Source organism: Bradyrhizobium sp. GW821-FHT12B03, assembly GCF_058807535.1.
The window spans coordinates 263054-282503 of record NZ_JBXAQU010000002.1; the positions used below are offsets into that span (position 1 = coordinate 263054).

Genomic DNA, 19450 nt, shown 5'->3' on the forward strand with positions numbered 1-19450 from the left:
GGCGAGGGAAGGGTTGGACTGGAAATGAAGCGGACCATCTTGCTTGGGACCATCGCGGCGGGCCTGCTGTTTTCGGGAGCGGCGCGAGCGGCAACACAATTGATCACGGAAGAGGAGGCCAGGCTTCCGCCGCCGAAGGGGGCGATTGCCGCGGACCGGCGCGGCATCATGCGTGGTCCGAAGGTGGAATTCGTCTCGCCCGGCGATTCCGTCAACTCGCCCTTGCGGCTGGTCTTGAAGTTCGAGTCGTACGGCGGGGCGAAGATCGATCCGGAATCGGTCAAGGTGATCTTTCTGCGCACGCCGAATGTCGATCTGACCGCCCGGGTCAAGCCGTTCGTCCAGGCCGACGGCATCAACATCCAGGACGCGGAATTGCCGCCGGGCGAATACTCCGTTCGCGTCGACATCAAGGACAGTGACGGCCGGCCGGGCACGACGATCTTCACGCTGAAGGTCGCGCCCAAGTGACGTGTCCGTACTGCCAATCCGGGAACGCGGATGGCGCGCTGGTTTGCGCGTCCTGCGGGCGTGACATCGCCGTTCCCGCCACGCTGATCGCGGAACGGGACGATCTGCGGCGCAAGCGGGACGAGCTGCGCGACGAGCTGAGGCAGGCCAGGGACGAAGTCGAGGCCATCATGCGGCGCAGGAAGCCGCGCTGACGATGGAATGTCCGTTCTGCGCCGAGACGATCAAGGACGAAGCCATCGCGTGCAAGCACTGCTCGCGTGATCTGCGCGTCGTGCGGCCGACGCTTCTCGAGATCGACGACATCGTCGCCGACCTCGACAGGCTCAGGCGGGACCTCGATCGGGTCAACGTCCGCCTCGAGCGGTACAGGAATCCGCTGCGCTATTTCGGAACCCATGCGGTTCTCTACGTCGTCATTCCATCGCTGCTGCTGACGGCCGCGCATGTTCTCGTGACCATCACCTTCAATTTCTCTCCGATCCCGCTTCGGATCGCGTCGATTGCGATCCCGCTGCTGTTCGGGTTCGTGGCCTATCCCCTGCACAGGGTTTCGGCGCTGGGAGCGTTCGTGCTGGCGTTCCTGGCTGCGAGCGCCAGCATTCTGTCGATGCTGACGGTCACCGGAATCCACGATCGTGTCCCGATCCTGCCGTCCGTGTGGATCGAATGGCGGGAAGTGTTCGAATACGGCGCGAGTATCCTGCTGGCCTTCGTCTCCGGAAACATCCTGGGCGTCCTGATCTTCCAGGTGCTGCCGCGCGTGCTTGCTCACGGCGGCAAGCCGAACGCGTTCGCCTTCAGGATGGCGCGCCTGCTCGGACAGCATGTCGGCGAAGAGCAATTGCGCCGCCGGGCTCGTTTGATCCAGGACCTCATGCAGACCGTGGGTCCGCTGGCCGGCATCGCCGCAACGGCCGTCGGCTCCGTTTACGCCGGCCTGAAGGGCCTGATCGGTTAGTCCGCAGGATTGTGCCGGCGGCGCCACATGGTCGCGGGACCTTGATCATATTGCTTTCCCGATGGTAGCGGTGCCGAAAATGCGCTCATATGGAGCGAACGAGAGCCGGAGGAAAAACATGCGTTTCATCGTCATCCTGTCAGCCCTGCTTCTGCCGCTCGGCTCGGCGGTCGCCCAGGACTATCCGACCCGGCCGATCACCGTGCTGGTGCCCTTCGCCGCCGGCGGACCGACCGACACCATCGCGCGCCTGACCGCGGCAAGCATGGCGAAATCCCTCGGCCAGCAGATCATCGTCGAGAACGCGACCGGCGCCGGCGGCACGATCGGCACGACCCGCGCCGCGCGTGCCCAGCCGGACGGCTACACGCTGCTGGTCCATCACGTCGGCATCTCGACCGCGGCCACGCTGTATCGCAATCTGAGCTACGACACGAAGACCGCCTTTGCGCCGATCGGGCTCGTGACCAATGCGCCGATGACCATCATCGCGCGCCCGGATTTCCCGGCCGACACGCTCAAGGAACTGGTTGCCTACGCGCAGCAGCAGGGCGACAAATTGACCTACGCCAATGCCGGGTTAGGTGCGGCATCGCATCTGTGCGGCATGCTGTTCATGACGGCGATCCAGAAGCAGCTCACCACGGTGCCCTACAAGGGCAACGGTCCGATCATGAACGATCTGCTCGGCAGGCAGATCGATCTCACCTGCGATCAGGCGACGAACACGACCGGCCCGATCAACGCCAAGCAGGTCAAGGCCTATGCGATCACCACCAGGGAGCGGCTGAAGAGCCTGCCCGATCTGCCGACCGCCGACGAGGCCGGCCTCAAGGGTTTCGAACTCGGCGTCTGGCACGGCCTCTACGCCCCCAAGGGCACGCCGCCGGCGATCGTTCAGAAGCTGGCGGCGGCGCTCCAGGCGGCCCTCAAGGACCCCACGCTGATCGCCCGGTTCAACGACATCAACACCGAACCGGTCGCGCAGGACAAGGCGACGCCGGAAGCTCTCGCGGCGGTGCTGACGAGCGAGATCGATCGCTGGGCTCCGATCATCAAGGCGGCCGGCCAGTTCGCAGACTGAGCCGTTACGGCTCGCGCAGGGACGGCGGAGGACCGCCGCTAGCGGCGGCAATCGCGGTCGCGGCTTGGCCGCGCGGTCAGCGTGCCGTGCCAGGCGCTTTGCGCGCGCCAGGCCGGCGCTCGGTTCGATCCGAGCTGCGCTGCTTCTGGAGCTTTGCGACGAAGTCCTTCAGCGCGTCCGCCAGCGGTACTGACGCGCGGTAGGCGAGCCCAACCTCGCGCCTGACCTTGACCTCGATCTCGCGCACGGCGACGTCTGGATTGCCCTTCGCCACGCCCTCCGGGACGATGGCGATGCCGACGCCGGCGGCGACCAGCGCCATGGCCCAGTCCTCCGATTGTGCGATCGCCGCAGTCCGGCGCCGCTGCGCGGCACGGCCGAAGAATTCGCTTTGCTCGCAATGGCAGCGGTCGATCATGGGAGCACCGGCGAGATCGGCGGTCCGGAGCCTGTCCTTCAGCGTCAGCGGATGCGACGGCGGCAAGGCGGCGACATAACGCTCGCTCCACAGCGCGACGAAATGCTCGTCGGCGCGCAGCATGTTTTTCGAGATGATCCGCGCATCGGCGCGCTCGTCGCTGCCGACGAGGCGCAGCGCGATGTCGTCGCGTGCCGTCAGCGGCTTCAGCAGCGCGATCGTTCTGGGCACGTCGAGCGTGCGCATCAGGCCGAGCGTGACCGTCGTCCTGGTCGCCGGCTTCCTGAACAGGCTGCGCGCGGCGTCGGCCTCGTCGATGATGCGGCGGGCCAGCGCGTGAAACTGCTCGGCCGAGGCGGTGGGCGCGACGCCCTTCTTGTGCCGGATGAAAAGCGTGGTGCCGAGCTCGGCCTCCAGATTGGTGATGGCGGTGGAGATCGACGGCTGCGACACGAAGCAGGCACGCGCCGCTGCAGTCAGGTTGCGCGCGCGATAGACGGCGGCGAAGTAGCGAAGCTCGCGGATGTCCATAGGATATACCTAGAGATATGATCAATATTCAATATTTTACCTATGGCTCGGACGATGGCAAGAAGGCCCCGTTCACAACGGGCGAGAACTTCCATGAAAATCCATCATCTCAACACCGGCACGATGTGCCCGATGGGCCGCCGCCTGGTGAACGGCACCGGCGGCGTGTTCCAGCGCGCCCGCATGGTCTGCCACTGCCTGCTGATCGAAACGGGTGACGGGCTTGCGCTGGTCGATACCGGCATCGGGCTTGGCGACATCGCAGCCCCTGACCAGCTCGGACGGCGATGGCTGCGGCAGACCGCGCCAAAACTCGATCCGGCCGAGACGGCGGTCGAGCAGGTGAAGGCGCTCGGCTATTCGCCCGCGGACGTGCGCCACGTGCTGCTGACCCATCTCGATCGCGATCACGCCGGCGGCGTGCCCGACTTTCCCCATGCCGCGATCCACGTCCATCGCGCCGAATACGACATGGCGGTGCAGCGCAAGCCGGCGCCGCCGGAAGGGCGCTATGTCACCGGGCAGTGGAGCCATGGACCGGGCTGGACGTTCTATGGCGAAGCCGGCGAAGATTGGTTCGGATTCAAGGGCGTGCGCGCGCTCGGCGACAGGCAAGCGGACATCCTGATGATCCCGCTCGCCGGCCATACGCTCGGCCATTGCGGCATCGCGGTCCGGTCAGGCGACACATGGCTGCTGCATGCCGGCGACAGCTATTTCCATCACGGCCAGCTCGCGGCATCCCCGCGCATGCCGCTGGTGCTCGGCTATTTCCAGCGCCGCGCCGACATGGATCGCAAGATGCGGATCGCCAACCAGGCGCGGCTGCGCGCGCTGAAGCTCGACCATGGCGACCGCGTGACGATCGTCAACAGCCATGATCCCGTCGATTACGAGAACTGCCGGTGCGGGACGCACTGAGCGCGCGGACACCAATATTTCGAACCTTCTAGAAATATAGTTGACAGCGGGAGCCGGGCGCGGGCAGGATGCCGGCCATGAAGATCGACGACGCAGCGGCACGTCTGGAAGCCCTTGGTAACCGGACACGGCTTCAGATCTATCGGGCCCTCGTTCGGGCCGGACGGTCGGGCATGCCCGTCGGCCGCTTGCAGGACAAGCTGAAGATTCCGGCATCGACGCTGTCGCATCACATCAAGTCTCTGGTCGCGGTCGGGCTCATCAGCCAGGTCCGGGAATCGACGACCCTGGTCTGTCACGCGAACTACGACCTGATGCGGGGGCTGGTCGAGTTCCTGGCGGCGGAGTGCTGTGCGGACGAGGCCGAATGCAAGGGCGCCCGGACGGCGGCCTGACTCTTTTGCCCCATTATTCGAAATTTCTAGAATTACGGGAGGATGAAATGGGTGACGGGAAGACGGTAGCTATCGTCGGGGCGGGGCCCGTCGGCCTCGCTGCGGCCGCGCATGTGCTCGAACGCGGCATGGCGCCCGTCGTGCTGGAGGCCGGGCCGGAGGCTGGACATGCGATCCGCCAGTGGCAGCACGTGCAGCTGTTCTCGCCATGGGACTACAACGTCGACAAGGCCGCGGCGCGGCTGCTGGCGCTGACGGGATGGAATTCGCCGGATCCCCGGTCCTATCCGACCGGCGGCGAGCTGCTCGATCGATATCTTGCGCCGCTCGCGACGCGAACGCCGCTGCGCGAGGCGATCCGGACCTCCAGCCGCGTCTCGGCGATCAGCCGTGTCGGCTTCGACAAGGCAAGGACGAGGGGGCGCGAGCAGGCGCCGTTCGAAATCCGCTACCAAAACGGCAGGGGGCCCGAGGTGCTGCGCGCCGATGCCGTGATCGATACGTCGGGCACGTGGTTCTCCCCCAATCCGGCCGGCAGCAACGGCCTGCCGGCGATCGGCGAGCCCGAATGCGCGGACCGCCTCGCCTACGGCATGCCGGATGTGCGCGGCGCCGCTCGCGCGCGGTATGCCGGGAAGACCGTTGCCGTCCTGGGCGCCGGTCATTCTGCCGTGGGCACGCTGATCGATCTCGCGCATCTCGCGGGCGAGGTGCCGGGCACGCAACCGGTCTGGCTCCTGCGCGGCGCCGATCCCGCCAGGGCGTTCGGCGGCGGCCGCAACGACAAGCTCGCCGCACGCGGTGAGCTCGGCAGCGCCTTTGCGGCGCTGATTGCCGCCGGGAAGATCAGGATCGAGACCGAATTCGGCGTCACGCACCTCAGGGAATCCGCAGGCCGGCTCGAGATCGCCGCCGGCTCCGGCAGCGGCGCGCGACGCATGATCGCGGACGAGCTGATCGTGTCGACGGGTTTCCGTCCCGACGTCGCGTTCCTCTCCGAATTACGCCTGCGGCTCGATCCGGCCATCGAGGCGCCGGTCGCCCTGGCGCCGCTGATCGATCCCAACGAGCACAGCTGCGGCACGGTGCGCCCGCACGGCGCGCGCGAGCTCGCGCATGACGAGCCGGGCTTCTATCTCGCCGGCATGAAATCGTACGGCCGCGCCCCGACTTTCCTGATGATGACGGGCTACGAGCAGGTCCGCTCGATCGCGGCTGATATCGCCGGCGACAAGCGCGCCGCGGCGAGAGTCGAGCTTGTGCTGCCCGAGACCGGCGTCTGCACGCGCGGCGGCCTCGAGACCGCTGCCGCCGCGTCGGGATGCTGCGGCGGGCCCGCGAAAGAAGAACCATCGGCCTGCTGCGCCGCCGATGAATCGGCAAGGAAGTCTGGCTCGTCGGGGTGTGGTTGTTCATGAGGCGCCTATGTCAGGCATCGCGCCATTTTCCTCGCAATGGAGGAAGCCATTCATAGCCTGAGCGGCCGGTCTCTGATTGCGGTGATGTGCATCGGCCAGCTCGGCAATCTGCTGCCGCATGTGACGCTGTCCGCGAACCTGGCGCAGCATCTGATGCCGGCATGGGGCCTCTCCGCCGCCGAAGGCGGCCTGATGGCGAGCGGCTATGCGTTCGGTTACATGCTCGCTGTGCCCGTGCTGACGACCTTGACCGACCGGATCGATGCGCGGCTCGTCCTGCTCTGGGGCTCGATCGTCAGCGGGCTCGCGACCGCCGCGTTCGGCCTCTTCGCGCAAGGGTTCTGGTCGGGCACGGCGATCTGGTCTCTCGCGGGCCTCGGATTTGCCGGCGCCTACATGCCCGGCCTGAAGGCGCTGACCGACCGGCTTCCCGCCGGCGACACCTCGCGGGCCGTCACGCTGTACACGTCGAGCTTCTCGGTCGGCGTCGGCCTCTCGTTCCTGGTGGCGCAACTGATCGCCGATCGCTGGGGTTGGAGGACGGCGTTCCTCGTCACCGGCTTCGGTCCGGTCGCAATGGTCCTCGCGTGTCTCCTGATCGACGCGCGGCGGCCCGCGCCGAAGGCCGGGCGCCTGCTCAACTTCGCCCCGGTCTTCGCCAACCGTGAGGCGCTCGGATACATCCTCGGCTATGGTGCGCACTGCTTCGAGCTTTACGGCATCCGCACCTGGCTGGTGGGGTTCTGGACCTTCGTCGTCGCCCATCAAGGCGCGCCTGCGTGGCTCAGTCCCGTCGTGTTGAGCTTTGGCTTCGCGGTGATCTCGATGCCCGCCAGCATCCTCGGCAACGAGGCCGCGCTGAAATTCGGCCGTCATCGGGCGATCACGATCGTGATGATTGCGTCGGCTTGCATTGCGCTGATCATCGGCCTCAACGCGACGGCCCCGGCATGGATGCTGGCGCTGCTGCTGCTCCTCTATGGCCTGACCGTGCCGGCCGATTCCGGCGCGTTGACCGCCGGCATGTCGGCCGCGGCGACGTCCGAACATCGCGGCGCGACGCTCGCCCTGCACTCGACGGTCGGCTTCGGCCTGTCGGCGCTGGGAGCCTGGGGCACCGGCGCCGCGCTCGACGCAGCCGGCGGCCCGCAGAGCGCGAACGGCTGGCTGCTGGCGTTCATCGTGCTTGCGGCGGGAATTGCGGTGGGGCCGCTGGCGTTGATGTGGGCGCGGATGACGCAGTCGAACAAGCGGCCATCGTGAGCGCGCGTGCTCGGACATGAGAAGCCCGCCGCGGATTGCTGGCGCGGGCGTGACGAGCTTTCCATGCGGCCATTCTGTCGCAACGGCGGCATGGGCTGGCTCGAAGTCAAGTGCAGCAAGTGGGCGGCAGCAAGTCGGCCTACGAGCTCACGCGGCCGCTTTCGTACAGCAAATCGAATGTTTATTTCAGGTCAAAATGCGGAGAACTCAGCCTGAGCAAATCTTGTCCGGCATGCCTCAATAAGCGGACCTCGTGGAGCAATGCTGCCACTTCGCCGATGGGCCGGAAGCTGACTTAATGGTCTGCAAACCCTAATCGTCAGAGAGCTGCCAGCTAGGAGCGTCCTCGTGCTACTTTAGCGGGCATGTGGCCTTTCAGCATTCGTTCCACCCTCATGCTCGTCCTCGTCGTCGGGGGTACGTCCAGCATCTACGTGTTCCTCGGCCTCAGCCTGATTATGGTGCTGACGGTGTTGGGCCTGGCCTGCCTTCTGTACGTTCCGTTCGCCAAGCGCTACGGGTGGGGCAATGAAGGGCGTCTCACGAGGCATCTCAGTCGCCCGCCATTCGAAGACGAGCGACGCAAATCCAACTGATTGTGCGGGAATGAGCTGGCTTGGTGCTCTTGCATTCTTCGGCTTTTGTTGGTGGCGCGCAGCAAAAGCACGCGAACGGGCTGCTGAGCTCGCAGCAACGGGAATTGGACTCTCGCCCTTGTATTGGGTATCGAACGCGCTGGTTGCCGTCCTGTTGGGCCTCGTGTTGTACATTGCCCACATACACGATCAGTCGCCCGTTCCAGCTTTCCTCTGGCTCGCCGTCCTCGCGATCATGGTGGCTTTGCTTTTGCTGCGCCGCGCGTTGAAGTGGCGCTACCCAGTTTAGCCTCAATGGCCGAAATCCTCCTGCGCATGATTGGCGCCTTGATCGAAGGATTGATTGATGGGGTGTTCGAAAGCACAGGCCGAAAAGTCCTGTCCTCCTGAGGCCTGAAATCAAATCCGTTCGTTGAAGTCCTCATCGGCATATTGTTTTGGGCGGCCGCGTTTCTGTTGTTGGGTGTGCTCATCTTCGCGGTTTTTGCTCGCTGACCATCTACGTCAGCTTCGGACCGTAAGGGCACTACCGAGGTGCTTGGCTGCCTTCAGATTGACCGCACTCACGCCTAGGCGGCGCGGCCGGTCTGTCCTGTCTCGATCCTGCGCTGCAATTCCCTGCAGCCTGCCTCGAGCTTGTGCGAGCCGAGCTCGCGCGCTACGAGCTGGGCTGCATGAACTTCGGCCGCGGCGCCGCGAACGTCGCCGCGTTCGAGCTGCAGCGTCGCGATCCGCAGTCGCAACCTCACGGCCTGGACCCGTCCCTCGATGCTCGACCAGAGCTGCCGGGCGAGGTGCAGGTGACGCAAGGCGGCTTCGAGGTCGCCGCCGGCATGCGCGAGCACGGACTGCGCCTCGTTGGTGAGCGCGCGGATCGACGGCATCGGCCACCGGTCGGCACTGCCCGCGAGCTCCTCGATCAATTCCTGCGCCTGGTCGCGACGGCCGGTATGCGCGGCGACCAGCGCCAGATGCGCGAACAGGATGCCGCGCCGCTGCAGCGTCCACCAGGTCTTGCCGATCAGGCTGCGCTCGAGGCTCGCATGGGCCGCTTCCGCCTCGCCCCGCTCCAGCAGCAGCATGGCGCGGCCGGGTTCGGGGCACCAGCCGAGCGAATAGGCCCGGTCATAGGCTTCGAGTGCCGCGCCGTCGTTGCCGATGGCGGATTGAATGTCGCCGAGGACGCGATGGGCATCGCCGATCGACCATGGCGCGTCGCTGTTGAGGCGCGAGAGCGCGTCCTCGATGCGGGTGAGGGCCTCGCCGAGCGATCCCCTGACGCCGAGGACTTCGGAACGGTGGAGCTGGCACGAGCCGGTCAGTTCGACCCCGCTCTCGGAGCAGAGCTTCTGGTAGCCCAGCGTCCACTGGTCGGCGCGGGCCCAGTCGCCAAACATCCGCGAGGCCCACAGGATGTTGCAGTAGAGGATTCCGCCCATGACGGGGTCGAGCTGGTTACTGGAGAGCGCCAGGGTCGCCGCATGGTCCTGGTCGGCCAGACCGGCGCGCGTATCTCCGAGGCATAGCCGATAGAAGCCGCGGTAGACGAGGCTCAGCGCCTCGATGCCTATGGCGTCCTTGTGGCGCACGACGCCATAGGCCTCATCGGCCAGCGAGAGCGCCAGATCCGGCTCACCGTCGAAGGCTGCGACCTTCGATTTCATCCAGAGGACCAGCGCTGCGGTCGCGGCATCATCGACCTCGGCGGCCCAGTCTTCGGCACGGGCGAGCCAGCCCTTGGCGATCGCGGTCTGGCCGCGCTCGAAGTAAAGGCCCGACAGGGTGACCGCATCGACGACGGCCGACGGCACATTGCCGGCTTCGGTATGCGCCGCGACGGCACGAACCAGAACCGGCATTGCCGCATCGCTCCTGCCGGTGCACTGGAGGGCGAGGGCCCATCGATGCAAATCCGCACCATCGAGAATCCCGGCGGCATCGGCCGCTTCGAACAAGGCCGCGGCCTCGGTCCACAGCTGTGCGGCCGCTGCGTGCTGCGCCCCTGTCCGCACTTCCTGGGCCCGCTCGCCCGTCGTCGCGGGGATGTGAGCCTGCACCTCCGGCCCATCGTCGACGCAGAAACGATAGCCCTTGCCCGGGATGTTGCGGATGGCGCCGTCCATGCCGCCGTCGCGCAGGACCGTGCGGAGCAGGCTCACGGCCCGCTGCAGCGAATTGTCGGTGACGGTCACGTGCGGCCAGATCGCGTCCAGCAGCTCGTCCTTTCCGATCACCCGCTCGCGGTTGCGCACCAGATAGGCCAGCAGATCGAACACCCTCGGCTGCAAGGCGACCTCGCGCCCCGCGCACAGAACGACGCGGCTCGCTTCGTCGAGCTCGAAGGGTCCGAACCTGAGGATCATATCGGTGTGTCCGGGCAGGACCGGAAAGGTTCAGCCAGGCATCAGGAAATGATCAGGCCCCGGTAAGGACGGTCAGCGCCGCCTGCGCCTATAGCTCCCATGCGGTCGTCAGCCGCGCTGTCGAACAACCCCTGAGGAGATCTGACATGGAACTCTACGTCATTCGCCGCCCGAGCGCCTGGGCCAACCTCGCCGAGCTTGAGGCTGCAGGCGCGAAATCCGCCCGTATTGGCAATGAGCAGATGCCGGACCGTGTGCGCTGGATCCGCAGCTACGTGGTGCACGAGGCCGACGGCCGTATCGGCACATTCTGCATCTATGAGGCGCGCGACGGCGAGTCCATCCGTGAGCATGCGCGTCGCGTCGGCATGCCCGGCGAGGAATTCTACAAGGTCGCCGCCACCGTCGTCGTGCGTGCAGATCCCGCACAGCCGTCGGCTGCAGCGGAATAGCGTCTGGCGACCGTCCAACGATCAGGACAACCAACCCATCGATGAGGAGCAACACGTGAACAAATCCTTCTGGAAATCCTTCCTGCTGATCGCCGGTCTTGCGGCCGGCTCGGTTCTGAGCTCGGCCGGAACGGCCGACGCGGCGAAGATGAGCTGCATTCAGAAATACAGGCTCTGCAACCAGCGATGCGCGGGGGCAGCAGGCAGGGGCGACTGGACTGCCTGCATCAATCGGACCTGCAACAGGCAATACGACAACTGCGCGTCCAGCTACTGACGGCAGCGCCGGCGCCATCGTCTCGAACCCATCGAAAGGAAATCCCATGTCCACACTCTCGAAGGCGCCATCGCTGAGCCCGTCGCACCGATACCTCGCCGCCGTGCTCGTGCGGCTACGCCGGTTCGTCAACCGGTCGGTTGCCGACATGCTGGCCAAGCGCGAGCGGGCGGCCACGCAATTCCTGCTGAAGGAGCTCGGCGACCGGCACGGCGACAATGCCGGCCGCCGCAGCGCATCAGGTGTCCGCGCCGCGATCCTCGTTCTCATCGTTGCCGGCTCGCTTTCGCCCGCTGCGGCGAAGGCGGAGGATCCGGTCGTGCGCGATCATCGCGGCGGCCAGGCCAATCAGGCGTCGAGGACATTCTGCGACCCGCGCAACCACAGCCACACGCCCGATGGCGGCTGCGTCACGGCGAGAGCCGAGCCGAAGCTTCGCGACCATCGCGCGCGCTAAGCGTACCGCGTCTTCAACGATCCATGGCCGGCGCCGTCGGCGTCGTGCCTCACCAACTCCGACGACGAAGGCAGATCCGCCTTCGCCGCCCGGGTTCGCACGTCCCTGCAACATCGTTTCCAACATAGGAGAAAGCCATGAACTCGCCCTTCAAGTCCAAGCCTGCATTCAACAGCAACGCCTTCAAGAAGAACGCCTTCAAGACGACAGTCGCGCTGGCGATCGGAATGGCTGGCGTCGTGATGACGCTCGCCACGGCTCCCGCGGCGACGAATGTCCGCGACCATCGCGACAAGCCGGTGGTGCGTGACCATCGTGAGGGACAACCGGAGGTCCGGGATCATCGCAGCGCCGGCGGCGGGGGCGTGAACGTCCGCGACAGCCCGGCCAAGCGGAAGCCGGTCGACTGCCTCGGCAGCCTTTGCAATGTCAAGAAGGTCTGCATCGGGCTCACCTGCATCTGAGCCGACCCGACAGCCACGGCGATGGATCGGACGTCGCCGTGGCCCGTCATCCCAATCAATCGCACATCAGGAGATCAGGACATGTCCATCACCCTGCAGAACGGGCCGGTCCAGGCCCAGAGCTCGCTTGCCGCACGCAGCCTTGTGCTCGGCTACGGCGTGCTCTCCTATCTCGTCTTCTTCGGCACCTTTCTCTATGCCATCGGCTTCGTCTCACAGCTCATCGTTCCGAAGACGATCGACAGCGGTGCGGCGCCTTCGTCGGCGTATGCACTCGTCGTCAATCTCGCGCTGATGTCGCTGTTCGCGGTCCAGCACAGCGGCATGGCGCGACAGGGCTTCAAGCGGCTGTTCGCCAGCGTCGCATCGCCGGCGCTCGAGCGCAGCACCTATGTGCTGTTGGCGAGCCTGAGCCTGATCCTGCTGTTCTGGCAGTGGCAGCCCATGCCGGCGGTGATCTGGTCGATCGAGACGCCGTCGCTCGCCTATGCCGCGGTCGCAGGCCACTTCATTGGCTGGCTCATCGTGCTCTACAGCACGTTCCTCATCAGCCATTTCGAGCTGTTCGGCCTAACGCAGGTTGTCTCGCATTTCCTGGGGCGGCTGGCAGCACCCATGAAGTTCAGGACGCCCGGACTATATGGCCTTATCCGGCATCCCATCTATCTGGGCTTCATCGTCGCATTCTGGACGACGCCGACCATGACGGTCGGTCACCTGCTCTTCGCATCCGTGACGACCGCCTACATCTTTTTCGGCATCTGGCTCGAGGAACGCGATCTCGTGGCGCTGTTCGGCGATCAGTACCGTCACTACAGGGATAAGGTCGCGATGCTGATCCCGGGCCTGTTCTGACGCGCAGTCGGGCATCCGCAACGAAGCGGCGGGCACCTGCTCGTTTCCGTCGTATTTTGGACGATCCGGGTGTCGCGCCGTCACGACACCCGGATCGCTGAACGCGCGGCGGCGGTCATCCGGTGCGCGCGGTGGCCTCCGGCGGAGCAGGCGTGTTCTGCGGCGGGATACTGTCCCGGGGCAGCCTCGAGCGGAATGCCAATTGCATCGCGCGAGACGAAGATCACTCATTGTGGGAGCGAGAGGGATCGGTCGATCATGGCGATCTGCTTCGGCATGAAAAACCGCGTCGGATCTCTCCGCGCGGGTGTGACGAACTCTCGACGATGCCATTCTGCCAGTGTTTTGCCCGACGTGTCAAAGCTGAACATGGCGACGGGCAGTGGATGTCTCAGCTCGACAGGCGCCGGCTTGGCGCGAACTCGAAACGGCCAATCATTTCAACGCCCGCGCTACTGTGCATGGGGTTGTTTTTTCAGTTCCTGTTTTGCGCGGGCTTTGCCAGCCCCGCTCACCGCCGTCCGCGCGGCGCTTCGGCCTTGGCCGGCGGCTCGGTCTGCGGCGCGCAGGTCGCGGCTTGAAGCGAGCCTTGCGCCTGCGGCATCAGGCCGGGCTCGGCGGCCAGCGCCTTCATCACGATCAGGCCGGTGGTCGTAGGGGAATCGATGATCAGGCGGTCGGCCGCGGTGATCTCCTCGTCCTCGGGCAGCTCGTTGTGCTGCGCTTCGGTCATCAGGTCGAGCTCGATCACCTTCCTGCCGGCGGAGCGGTCGTTGATGGCGTAATAGGCGATCTCGTTGCGGGTGTAGAACGACACCGACGTATAGGCCTGGCTCACCGGCACGGTGAGCTTGATCGGCCCGCTTGCGAGGTCGTAGCGGCAGATCGCCAGCGCAAAGGCCGGATCCATGAACGGCATCGGCGAGGTGTTGGGATCGGCGAGGGGAAGCTGGGTGACGCCGTTGAGCTTGGTCATCGGCGTCAGCCGCGAATAGGCATCCTGCGTCGCGATCCGCGGCAGCGCCAGCACGCTGACGAGATGGACCACGAGGCCCAGCACCACGCCCGCGACGATGGTGAACAAGAGCCGGATCATGAGCAGCCCACCGTCGAGATCGTGGGCATCGGCGCATCGCGCTGGGTGCGCGTCGCGACCCCGACAGGGGTGTCGTAGAGGCGCAGCATCAGCGCGTAGCGCTCGATGCCGCCGGTCGGCAGCCAGTTGCCGGCGCGCGAGCGCGAGGCGATGCGGATCTCGAACGAGCCGTCGGACTGCCGCACGATCTCCTGGCTGGTGAAGCCGTAGCGCTGCAGCGAATTGGCGACGAGGTGGCCCTTGCGGTCGTACAGCGTCAGCGTCCAGAACCGCGCCGGCGGCGTCACGCCGGAGACGACGACGTCGCAGCGGCCGTCGAGCGCCTTCTTCTTGTCGTCGGCGGTGGCGGTGAAGGCGACGCCGTCGCCGGTACCGATCGGAAGCTCGCCGTTGCGCACGATGGTGGCGCGCGAATAGGGATCGACGTCCGCGGTGCCGGTGCGCGGGCGCGCGGTCCAGGGGCCGATGGTCAGCGCGCCGATCTCGGTGCCGCGCGTGGTCGTCATCCAGGTCGCGCCGACGCCGACCACGCTTGCGAGCAGAAGGGCCGTCAATGTGATCAGGATCAGCCGCACGGGTTTCGATCAGTTCTTGCGCGGGGCGGATGCGTTCGCATTCTCTTCCGCATAGTTCTGCGGGAAGGCGAGCGCGCTCGTGGACGAGGCCGGCTTGGCGGACTTGCCGTCGTTGGCGGCCGACTTGTTCGCGGTCTTGGCCGCGTCATCCAGCAGCTTCTCGACGCGCACCAGGATGTCGGCGCCGCGCTTGGTCAGCACGGGCGGCGGACCGGGCTTGGTCTCCAGCACCTTCGGCGCGGCATTGGCCTGCGCTGCCATCGGCTGTGGCGGCAGCTTCTGGCCCATGCCGATGCCGGGAATTTCCCGAACCTCGACGCCCTGATGCGCCGCGACCATGATGTCGTGCCAGGTCTGCGCCGGCAGCGAGCCGCCGGTCATGCGGTTGGTCGGCGAGTAGTCGTCATTGCCGTACCAGACCGCGCAGGTGAAATTGCCGGTGTAGCCGACGAACCAGGCGTCGCGATAAGCATTCGTCGTGCCGGTCTTGCCCGCGGTCGGAATGCCGTCCAGCGCCGCGCGGCGCGCGGTGCCTTCGCTGACGACGTGGCTCATCATGCCCGCCATGTCGGCGGCGATGTTCGGCGGAATGGCCTGCCGCGGCTTCGGGCCGTCGCGGTCCCAGCGCCAGACCAGGTCGCCTGCGCCGGTGCGCACCTCCAGCACCGAATGCGGCGTTACCGCCCGGCCCCTGTTGGGGAAGGTCGCGTAGGCGACGGCGTGCTCGAGCACGGTGACTTCGTCCGAGCCGATCGGCAGCGACGGCGTGTCGGGCAGCGGTGCCTTGAGGCCGAAGCGGCGGGCGACCTCGACGATCTTGGCGCGGCCGACCTTGGCGGGGTTCTGCGCCTTGGGCTCGTTCTTCTGTCCGATCGCGATCGACAGCTTGACGGGCACGACGTTGATCGAGCGCGTGATCGCCTGCGTCAGCGTCACCGCGCCGGAATAGGAATGGCCATAATTCTGCGGGCACCAATTGCCGATGCAGACCGGGCCGTCGACCACGATCGAGTTTGGCGTGAACCCGTTCAGAAGCGCGGTGGTGTAGACGTAAGGCTTGAACGAGGAGCCGGGCTGGCGGTAGGCGTCGGTGGCGCGGTTGAACTGGCTGGCGCCGTAGTCGCGGCCGCCGACCATGGCGCGGATGCCGCCGTCGAGATCGGACACCACGGTCGCGGCCTGCGTCGCGTGATAGTCGCGGCCGAACTGGCGCAGCTGGTTTTCGATGGCGTCTTCAGCGGCCTTCTGCACGTTGGCGTCGATCGCGAGGCGCACCACGAAGACCCGTTCGGTGTAGGACTTCGGGAAGGTGTCGACCAGCTTGCGCATCTCGTCGAAGGCGTAGTCGAGATAGTAGTTCGGCGAAGCCTCGTCGCGGCGGTCGACCGCAAAGGCGGGATTGCGGCGGGCGCCGAACACCTGGCCCTCGGTCATGAAGCCGGCATCGACGAGGTTGTCGAGCACGACGTTGGCGCGGGCGCGGGCGGCAGGCAGGTTGATGTGCGGGGCGTATTTGGTCGGCGCCTTGAACAGGCCGGCGAGCATCGCGGCTTCCGCAAGCGTCACGTCGCGCGCCGACTTGTTGAAGTAGAAATGCGCCGCGCCGTCGACGCCGAAGGTGCCGCCGCCCATATAGGCGCGGTCCAGATAGAGCTTGAGGATCTCGTTCTTGGTCAGGCGCCATTCCAGCCAGACCGCGAGGAAGGCCTCGTTGACCTTGCGCTCGATGGTGCGCTCGTTGCTGAGGAACAGGTTCTTGGCGAGCTGCTGGGTGATCGAGGAGCCGCCCTGGCGGACGCCGCCGGCCTGAGCGTTGGTGACGAGCGCGCGCGCGGTGCCGGCGATGTCGATGCCGAAATGCTCGTAGAAGCGGCGGTCTTCGGTCGCCAGCGTCGCCTTGATCAGGACATCAGGAAAATCTTCCAGCGGGATCGAGTCGTTGTGCTTGATGCCGCGGCTGCCGATCGGGTTGCCGTAGCGGTCGAGGAAGCTCACCGCGAGGTCGGACTTCTTCAGCCAGTCCTCGTCCGCGGTCTCGCGGAAGGCGGGGATGGCGAGCGTGAGCATCAGCACCAGGCCGCCGAGCCCGAGGGTTGCGGCCTCCGACAGCGGCTCGATGAACACCCAGCGCTTCCACCGACCGACATAGAAGCGGTCCATGAAGGTCGAGTAGCGCTCGTAGAGCTCGCGGATGCCCTTGGCCGAGGAGAACAGCGAGGAGTCGATGCGCGCATCGAGGTCCAGGAAGAAATTCCGGACCTTCTGCTTCCAATGCGGTGGTATGATCTGGCGCACCTAGAACCCTTGAGGCTCGGTTCGAAAGCGTTCAAGCACCCGGCCGGGGCGGCATCGAGACGTCTTGCGGGAATGTTGCGGCAAACCCAAGGCGCCCGGTTCGCGTCCTTTGGGGACTTGCTGTTCCTTCTAGCCGAGCAAGGCCTATAAACCAATGGTCAGGCTCGCGATTTTGAACAACAGGACTAATTGAACCCCGGTTCAATACGGGCCTCTTGGGGGCGTTGCTTGCAGCATCGTAGCCGCTCGCCCTAGATGGGGTCAGCCGTAGCTCTTTCGAATCTTGTTGAGGCGCATGACCGCAGCTCCCAAACGACCTTCAGGCCAGGAAGGATTCTTCTGGAAAACCAAGACGTTGGAAGAGATGTCGGGGGATGAATGGGAGAGTCTGTGCGACGGCTGCGGCCGCTGCTGCCTGAACAAGCTCGAGGATGAGGATACCGGCCAGATCTATTTCACCCATGTCGGCTGCAAGCTGCTCGATGGGGCGACCTGCGGCTGCAAGGACTACCCGAATCGTTCCGACAAGGTTCCGGACTGCGTCCGCCTGACCCCGGCCAATGTCCGCACCCTGAACTGGCTGCCGCCGAGCTGCGGCTACAAGCTCGTCGCCGAGGGACGCGACCTCTATTGGTGGCATCCGCTGGTGTCAGGCGATCCCGACACCGTGCATGAGGCCGGCGTCTCCGTGCGCGGCCGGGTCGAGGGCAGCGAGGTGGAGATTCCGGACGACGAGCTCGAGGACCACATCGTGCAATGGCCGGCCATGCTGCCGAGACGGGCACGCCTGAAGCGACGCCCGAAGGACTGATCCGCCGCCCGCCTCGCATCACGTGTTTGGGATGACCCGGCGGCGGGATGCACCCATGCGCCGCGGTGCCTGCCTGGGAAGAACTTTGCTGTCTACATTGGACTGCATAGAACGAATCCTTCGCGGCGTTGCGCCGCCCCACGGCTTCCGATCGAGATGAACAAGTTCGACCGGCAGAGCAGTTCTGCCGACATTCAGGTGTTGCCCGACGATATCGCCGAAGAGCTGTCCCGCCTTCCGAGCGAGGTCATCAGCGTCGATGACGCGCCGTCGATCGCGCCCCCGGTGCCGCTGACCTCCGACGAGGTCCGCACCATCGTCATCAGCCTGATGCTGACGATGTTCCTGGCAGCGCTCGATCAGACCATCGTGGCGACCGCGCTGCCGACGATCGGGCGCCAGTTCCAGGACGTCTCGAACCTGTCCTGGGTGATCACGGCCTATCTGCTTGCCTCGACCGCGGTCGCGCCGGTGTTCGGCACGCTCAGCGACATCTACGGCCGCCGCGTCATGATCATCATCTCGCTCAGCCTGTTCGTGGCGGGCTCGGTGCTGTGCGCGATCGCGCCGAACATGCCGATGCTGATTCTGGCGCGCGGCCTGCAGGGCCTCGGCGGCGGCGGCATCATGCCCGTCGTGCAGACGGTGATCTCCGACGTCGTGAGCCCGCGCGAGCGCGGCCAGTACCAGGCCTATTTCTCCAGCGTCTGGATGGTCGGCGGCATCCTCGGCCCGGTCATCGGCGGCGTGTTCGCCGAGCATCTGCACTGGTCGATGATCTTCTGGATCAACCTGCCGCTCGCGGCGGCTGCGATCGCGATGCTGCTGCCGAAGATGAAGAAGATCCCGGTGTTTCACCGCAAGCGCAAGGTCGACTGGCTCGGCGGCGTGCTGCTGATGGCCTCCGCCGTCGTCTTCATGCTGGTGTTGACCTGGGGCGGCACGCGTTATCCGTGGCTGTCGCCGACCGTGATTGCGATGGTCGGCGGCGCTGTCGCGCTCGCGGTCACCTTCGTCTGGCACGCGCGCCGCGCCGACGAGCCGTTCCTGCCGCTGAAGCTGCTGACGGGATCGGTGGCGCCGTTCGCGCTGACGGCCGGCGGCTGCGGGCTCGGCGCGATCACGGGCCTCACCGTGCAGCTGCCGCTCTATTACGAGTCGGTCTATCACCTCAGCGCCAGCGAGGCCGGCCTTGCGCTGATCCCGCTCGCGGCGGTCTCGACCTGCGGCGCGGCGATCGCCGGCCGCACCATGGCGCGTGCAAAACACTACAAGCGCGTCGCCATCGTCGGCACATCCTGGGCCGCGATCTGCGCACTGGGCCTGACGCTCACCACCTTGCCGCTGTGGGGCCTCCTGACGCTGATGGCGGCGTTCGCGCTCGGCCTCGGCACCACGTTCCCGGTCTGCGTGGTCTCGCTGCAGAATTCGGTGGCGCGTCCGCAAGTCGGCACCATCACCGGCGCGATGAACTTCTTCCGCTCGCTGATGTCCTCGTTCACGGTCGCGGCCTTCGCCGCCATCCTGCTGATCGCGCTCGGCGCCGACATTCCGCTCGCCGGCGAGCATCACGCCGCGGGCAGCATCCCCGCGATCCCCGCCGACGACATGCGGCACGCCTTCCGCTACGTCTTCGGCGCCGCCACCGCGCTGATGACCACTGCCTCGCTCTGCCTGATCATGATGGAGGAGCGGCCGCTGGCCGGTCCCACCGTCGCAACGCAGGTGGAGATGGCGGAGTAGGGGA

20 protein-coding genes are annotated in these 19450 nt (G+C 66.1%); 15 read left to right on the forward strand and 5 right to left on the reverse strand.

Annotation, left to right across the window (positions count from 1 at the left end; genetic code table 11):
• Nucleotides 1-24 precede the first annotated feature (24 nt).
• From AC1RUR_RS05270 to AC1RUR_RS05280, 3 genes are all read left to right on the forward strand, one after another.
• Nucleotides 25-471, forward strand: coding sequence for a hypothetical protein (locus tag AC1RUR_RS05270; RefSeq protein ID WP_492842034.1), 447 nt, complete (start codon nt 25-27; stop codon nt 469-471).
• Nucleotides 472-667: 196 nt separating this feature from the next.
• Nucleotides 668-1432 (forward strand): hypothetical protein, encoded by a 765-nt coding sequence (locus AC1RUR_RS05275; protein ID WP_492842035.1) that lies wholly within the window; start codon nt 668-670, stop codon nt 1430-1432.
• Nucleotides 1433-1550: 118 nt separating this feature from the next.
• Nucleotides 1551-2516, forward strand: coding sequence for a tripartite tricarboxylate transporter substrate-binding protein (locus AC1RUR_RS05280; protein ID WP_492842036.1), 966 nt, complete (start codon nt 1551-1553; stop codon nt 2514-2516).
• A gap of 76 nt (nt 2517-2592) precedes the next feature.
• Here the strand turns inward: AC1RUR_RS05280 and AC1RUR_RS05285 are convergent, their stop codons facing one another.
• Nucleotides 2593-3465, reverse strand: coding sequence for a LysR family transcriptional regulator (locus AC1RUR_RS05285; RefSeq protein ID WP_492842037.1), 873 nt, complete (start codon nt 3463-3465; stop codon nt 2593-2595).
• A gap of 93 nt (nt 3466-3558) precedes the next feature.
• Between AC1RUR_RS05285 and AC1RUR_RS05290 the strand changes: the two genes are divergently transcribed.
• The 5 genes from AC1RUR_RS05290 (at nt 3559) to AC1RUR_RS05310 (ending at nt 8347) form a co-directional block, all read left to right on the forward strand.
• Nucleotides 3559-4386, forward strand: a complete 828-nt coding sequence (locus AC1RUR_RS05290) for an MBL fold metallo-hydrolase (RefSeq protein ID WP_492842038.1) — start codon at nt 3559-3561, stop codon at nt 4384-4386.
• Between the two features lie 77 nt (nt 4387-4463).
• Nucleotides 4464-4781 (forward strand): ArsR/SmtB family transcription factor, encoded by a 318-nt coding sequence (locus AC1RUR_RS05295; protein WP_492842039.1) that lies wholly within the window; start codon nt 4464-4466, stop codon nt 4779-4781.
• A 47-nt stretch (nt 4782-4828) separates the two neighbouring features.
• Entirely contained in the window at nt 4829-6199 is a 1371-nt protein-coding gene (locus AC1RUR_RS05300; protein WP_492842040.1) for an NAD(P)-binding domain-containing protein, read from the forward strand.
• A gap of 84 nt (nt 6200-6283) precedes the next feature.
• Nucleotides 6284-7462: an MFS transporter gene (locus AC1RUR_RS05305; protein ID WP_492842041.1), complete on the forward strand. Its 1179-nt coding sequence runs from the start codon at nt 6284-6286 to the stop codon at nt 7460-7462.
• A 606-nt stretch (nt 7463-8068) separates the two neighbouring features.
• Nucleotides 8069-8347, forward strand: a complete 279-nt coding sequence (locus AC1RUR_RS05310; RefSeq protein ID WP_492842042.1) for a hypothetical protein — start codon at nt 8069-8071, stop codon at nt 8345-8347.
• Between the two features lie 280 nt (nt 8348-8627).
• Here AC1RUR_RS05310 and AC1RUR_RS05315 read toward each other — a convergent pair whose 3' ends face one another.
• Nucleotides 8628-10421 carry a winged helix-turn-helix domain-containing protein gene (locus AC1RUR_RS05315; protein ID WP_492842043.1) on the reverse strand — a complete coding sequence of 598 codons (1794 nt, stop codon included), beginning with the start codon at nt 10419-10421 and terminating at the stop codon, nt 8628-8630.
• Between the two features lie 146 nt (nt 10422-10567).
• On the opposite strand from AC1RUR_RS05315, the gene AC1RUR_RS05320 reads away from it, so the two are divergent.
• From AC1RUR_RS05320 to mddA, 5 genes are all read left to right on the forward strand, one after another.
• Complete coding sequence (locus AC1RUR_RS05320) at nt 10568-10873, forward strand: nickel-binding protein (protein WP_492842044.1); 306 nt, start codon at nt 10568-10570, stop codon at nt 10871-10873.
• 55 nt (nt 10874-10928) lie between these two features.
• Nucleotides 10929-11150, forward strand: a complete 222-nt coding sequence (locus tag AC1RUR_RS05325; RefSeq protein ID WP_492842045.1) for a hypothetical protein — start codon at nt 10929-10931, stop codon at nt 11148-11150.
• A 46-nt stretch (nt 11151-11196) separates the two neighbouring features.
• Nucleotides 11197-11607 (forward strand): hypothetical protein, encoded by a 411-nt coding sequence (locus AC1RUR_RS05330; RefSeq protein WP_492842046.1) that lies wholly within the window; start codon nt 11197-11199, stop codon nt 11605-11607.
• A 137-nt stretch (nt 11608-11744) separates the two neighbouring features.
• Nucleotides 11745-12071, forward strand: a complete 327-nt coding sequence (locus AC1RUR_RS05335) for a hypothetical protein (RefSeq protein WP_492842047.1) — start codon at nt 11745-11747, stop codon at nt 12069-12071.
• An 81-nt stretch (nt 12072-12152) separates the two neighbouring features.
• The gene (mddA, locus tag AC1RUR_RS05340; RefSeq protein WP_492842048.1) at nt 12153-12926 is read left to right on the forward strand and encodes a methanethiol S-methyltransferase; all 774 of its coding nucleotides are present in this window, start codon (nt 12153-12155) and stop codon (nt 12924-12926) included.
• A 511-nt stretch (nt 12927-13437) separates the two neighbouring features.
• Here mddA and AC1RUR_RS05345 read toward each other — a convergent pair.
• Genes AC1RUR_RS05345 through AC1RUR_RS05355 form a run of 3 tightly spaced genes read right to left on the reverse strand, consistent with a single transcriptional unit; the run spans nt 13438 to nt 16892 of the window.
• On the reverse strand, nt 13438-14022 hold the full coding sequence (locus tag AC1RUR_RS05345) for a DUF1254 domain-containing protein (RefSeq protein ID WP_492842049.1): 585 nt from the start codon (nt 14020-14022) through the stop codon (nt 13438-13440).
• Nucleotides 14019-14597, reverse strand: a complete 579-nt coding sequence (locus AC1RUR_RS05350) for a DUF1214 domain-containing protein (RefSeq protein ID WP_492842050.1) — start codon at nt 14595-14597, stop codon at nt 14019-14021. Before AC1RUR_RS05350 ends, AC1RUR_RS05345 begins: the two co-directional genes overlap by 4 nt.
• Before the next feature lie 9 nt (nt 14598-14606).
• Complete coding sequence (locus AC1RUR_RS05355) at nt 14607-16892, reverse strand: transglycosylase domain-containing protein (protein ID WP_492842051.1); 2286 nt, start codon at nt 16890-16892, stop codon at nt 14607-14609.
• 295 nt (nt 16893-17187) lie between these two features.
• Between AC1RUR_RS05355 and AC1RUR_RS05360 the strand changes: the two genes are divergently transcribed.
• Both AC1RUR_RS05360 and AC1RUR_RS05365 read left to right on the forward strand, forming a co-directional pair.
• Entirely contained in the window at nt 17188-17703 is a 516-nt protein-coding gene (locus AC1RUR_RS05360; protein WP_492842052.1) for a YcgN family cysteine cluster protein, read from the forward strand.
• 156 nt (nt 17704-17859) lie between these two features.
• Nucleotides 17860-19446 carry an MDR family MFS transporter gene (locus AC1RUR_RS05365; protein WP_492842053.1) on the forward strand — a complete coding sequence of 529 codons (1587 nt, stop codon included), beginning with the start codon at nt 17860-17862 and terminating at the stop codon, nt 19444-19446.
• Nucleotides 19447-19450: the final 4 nt, after the last annotated feature.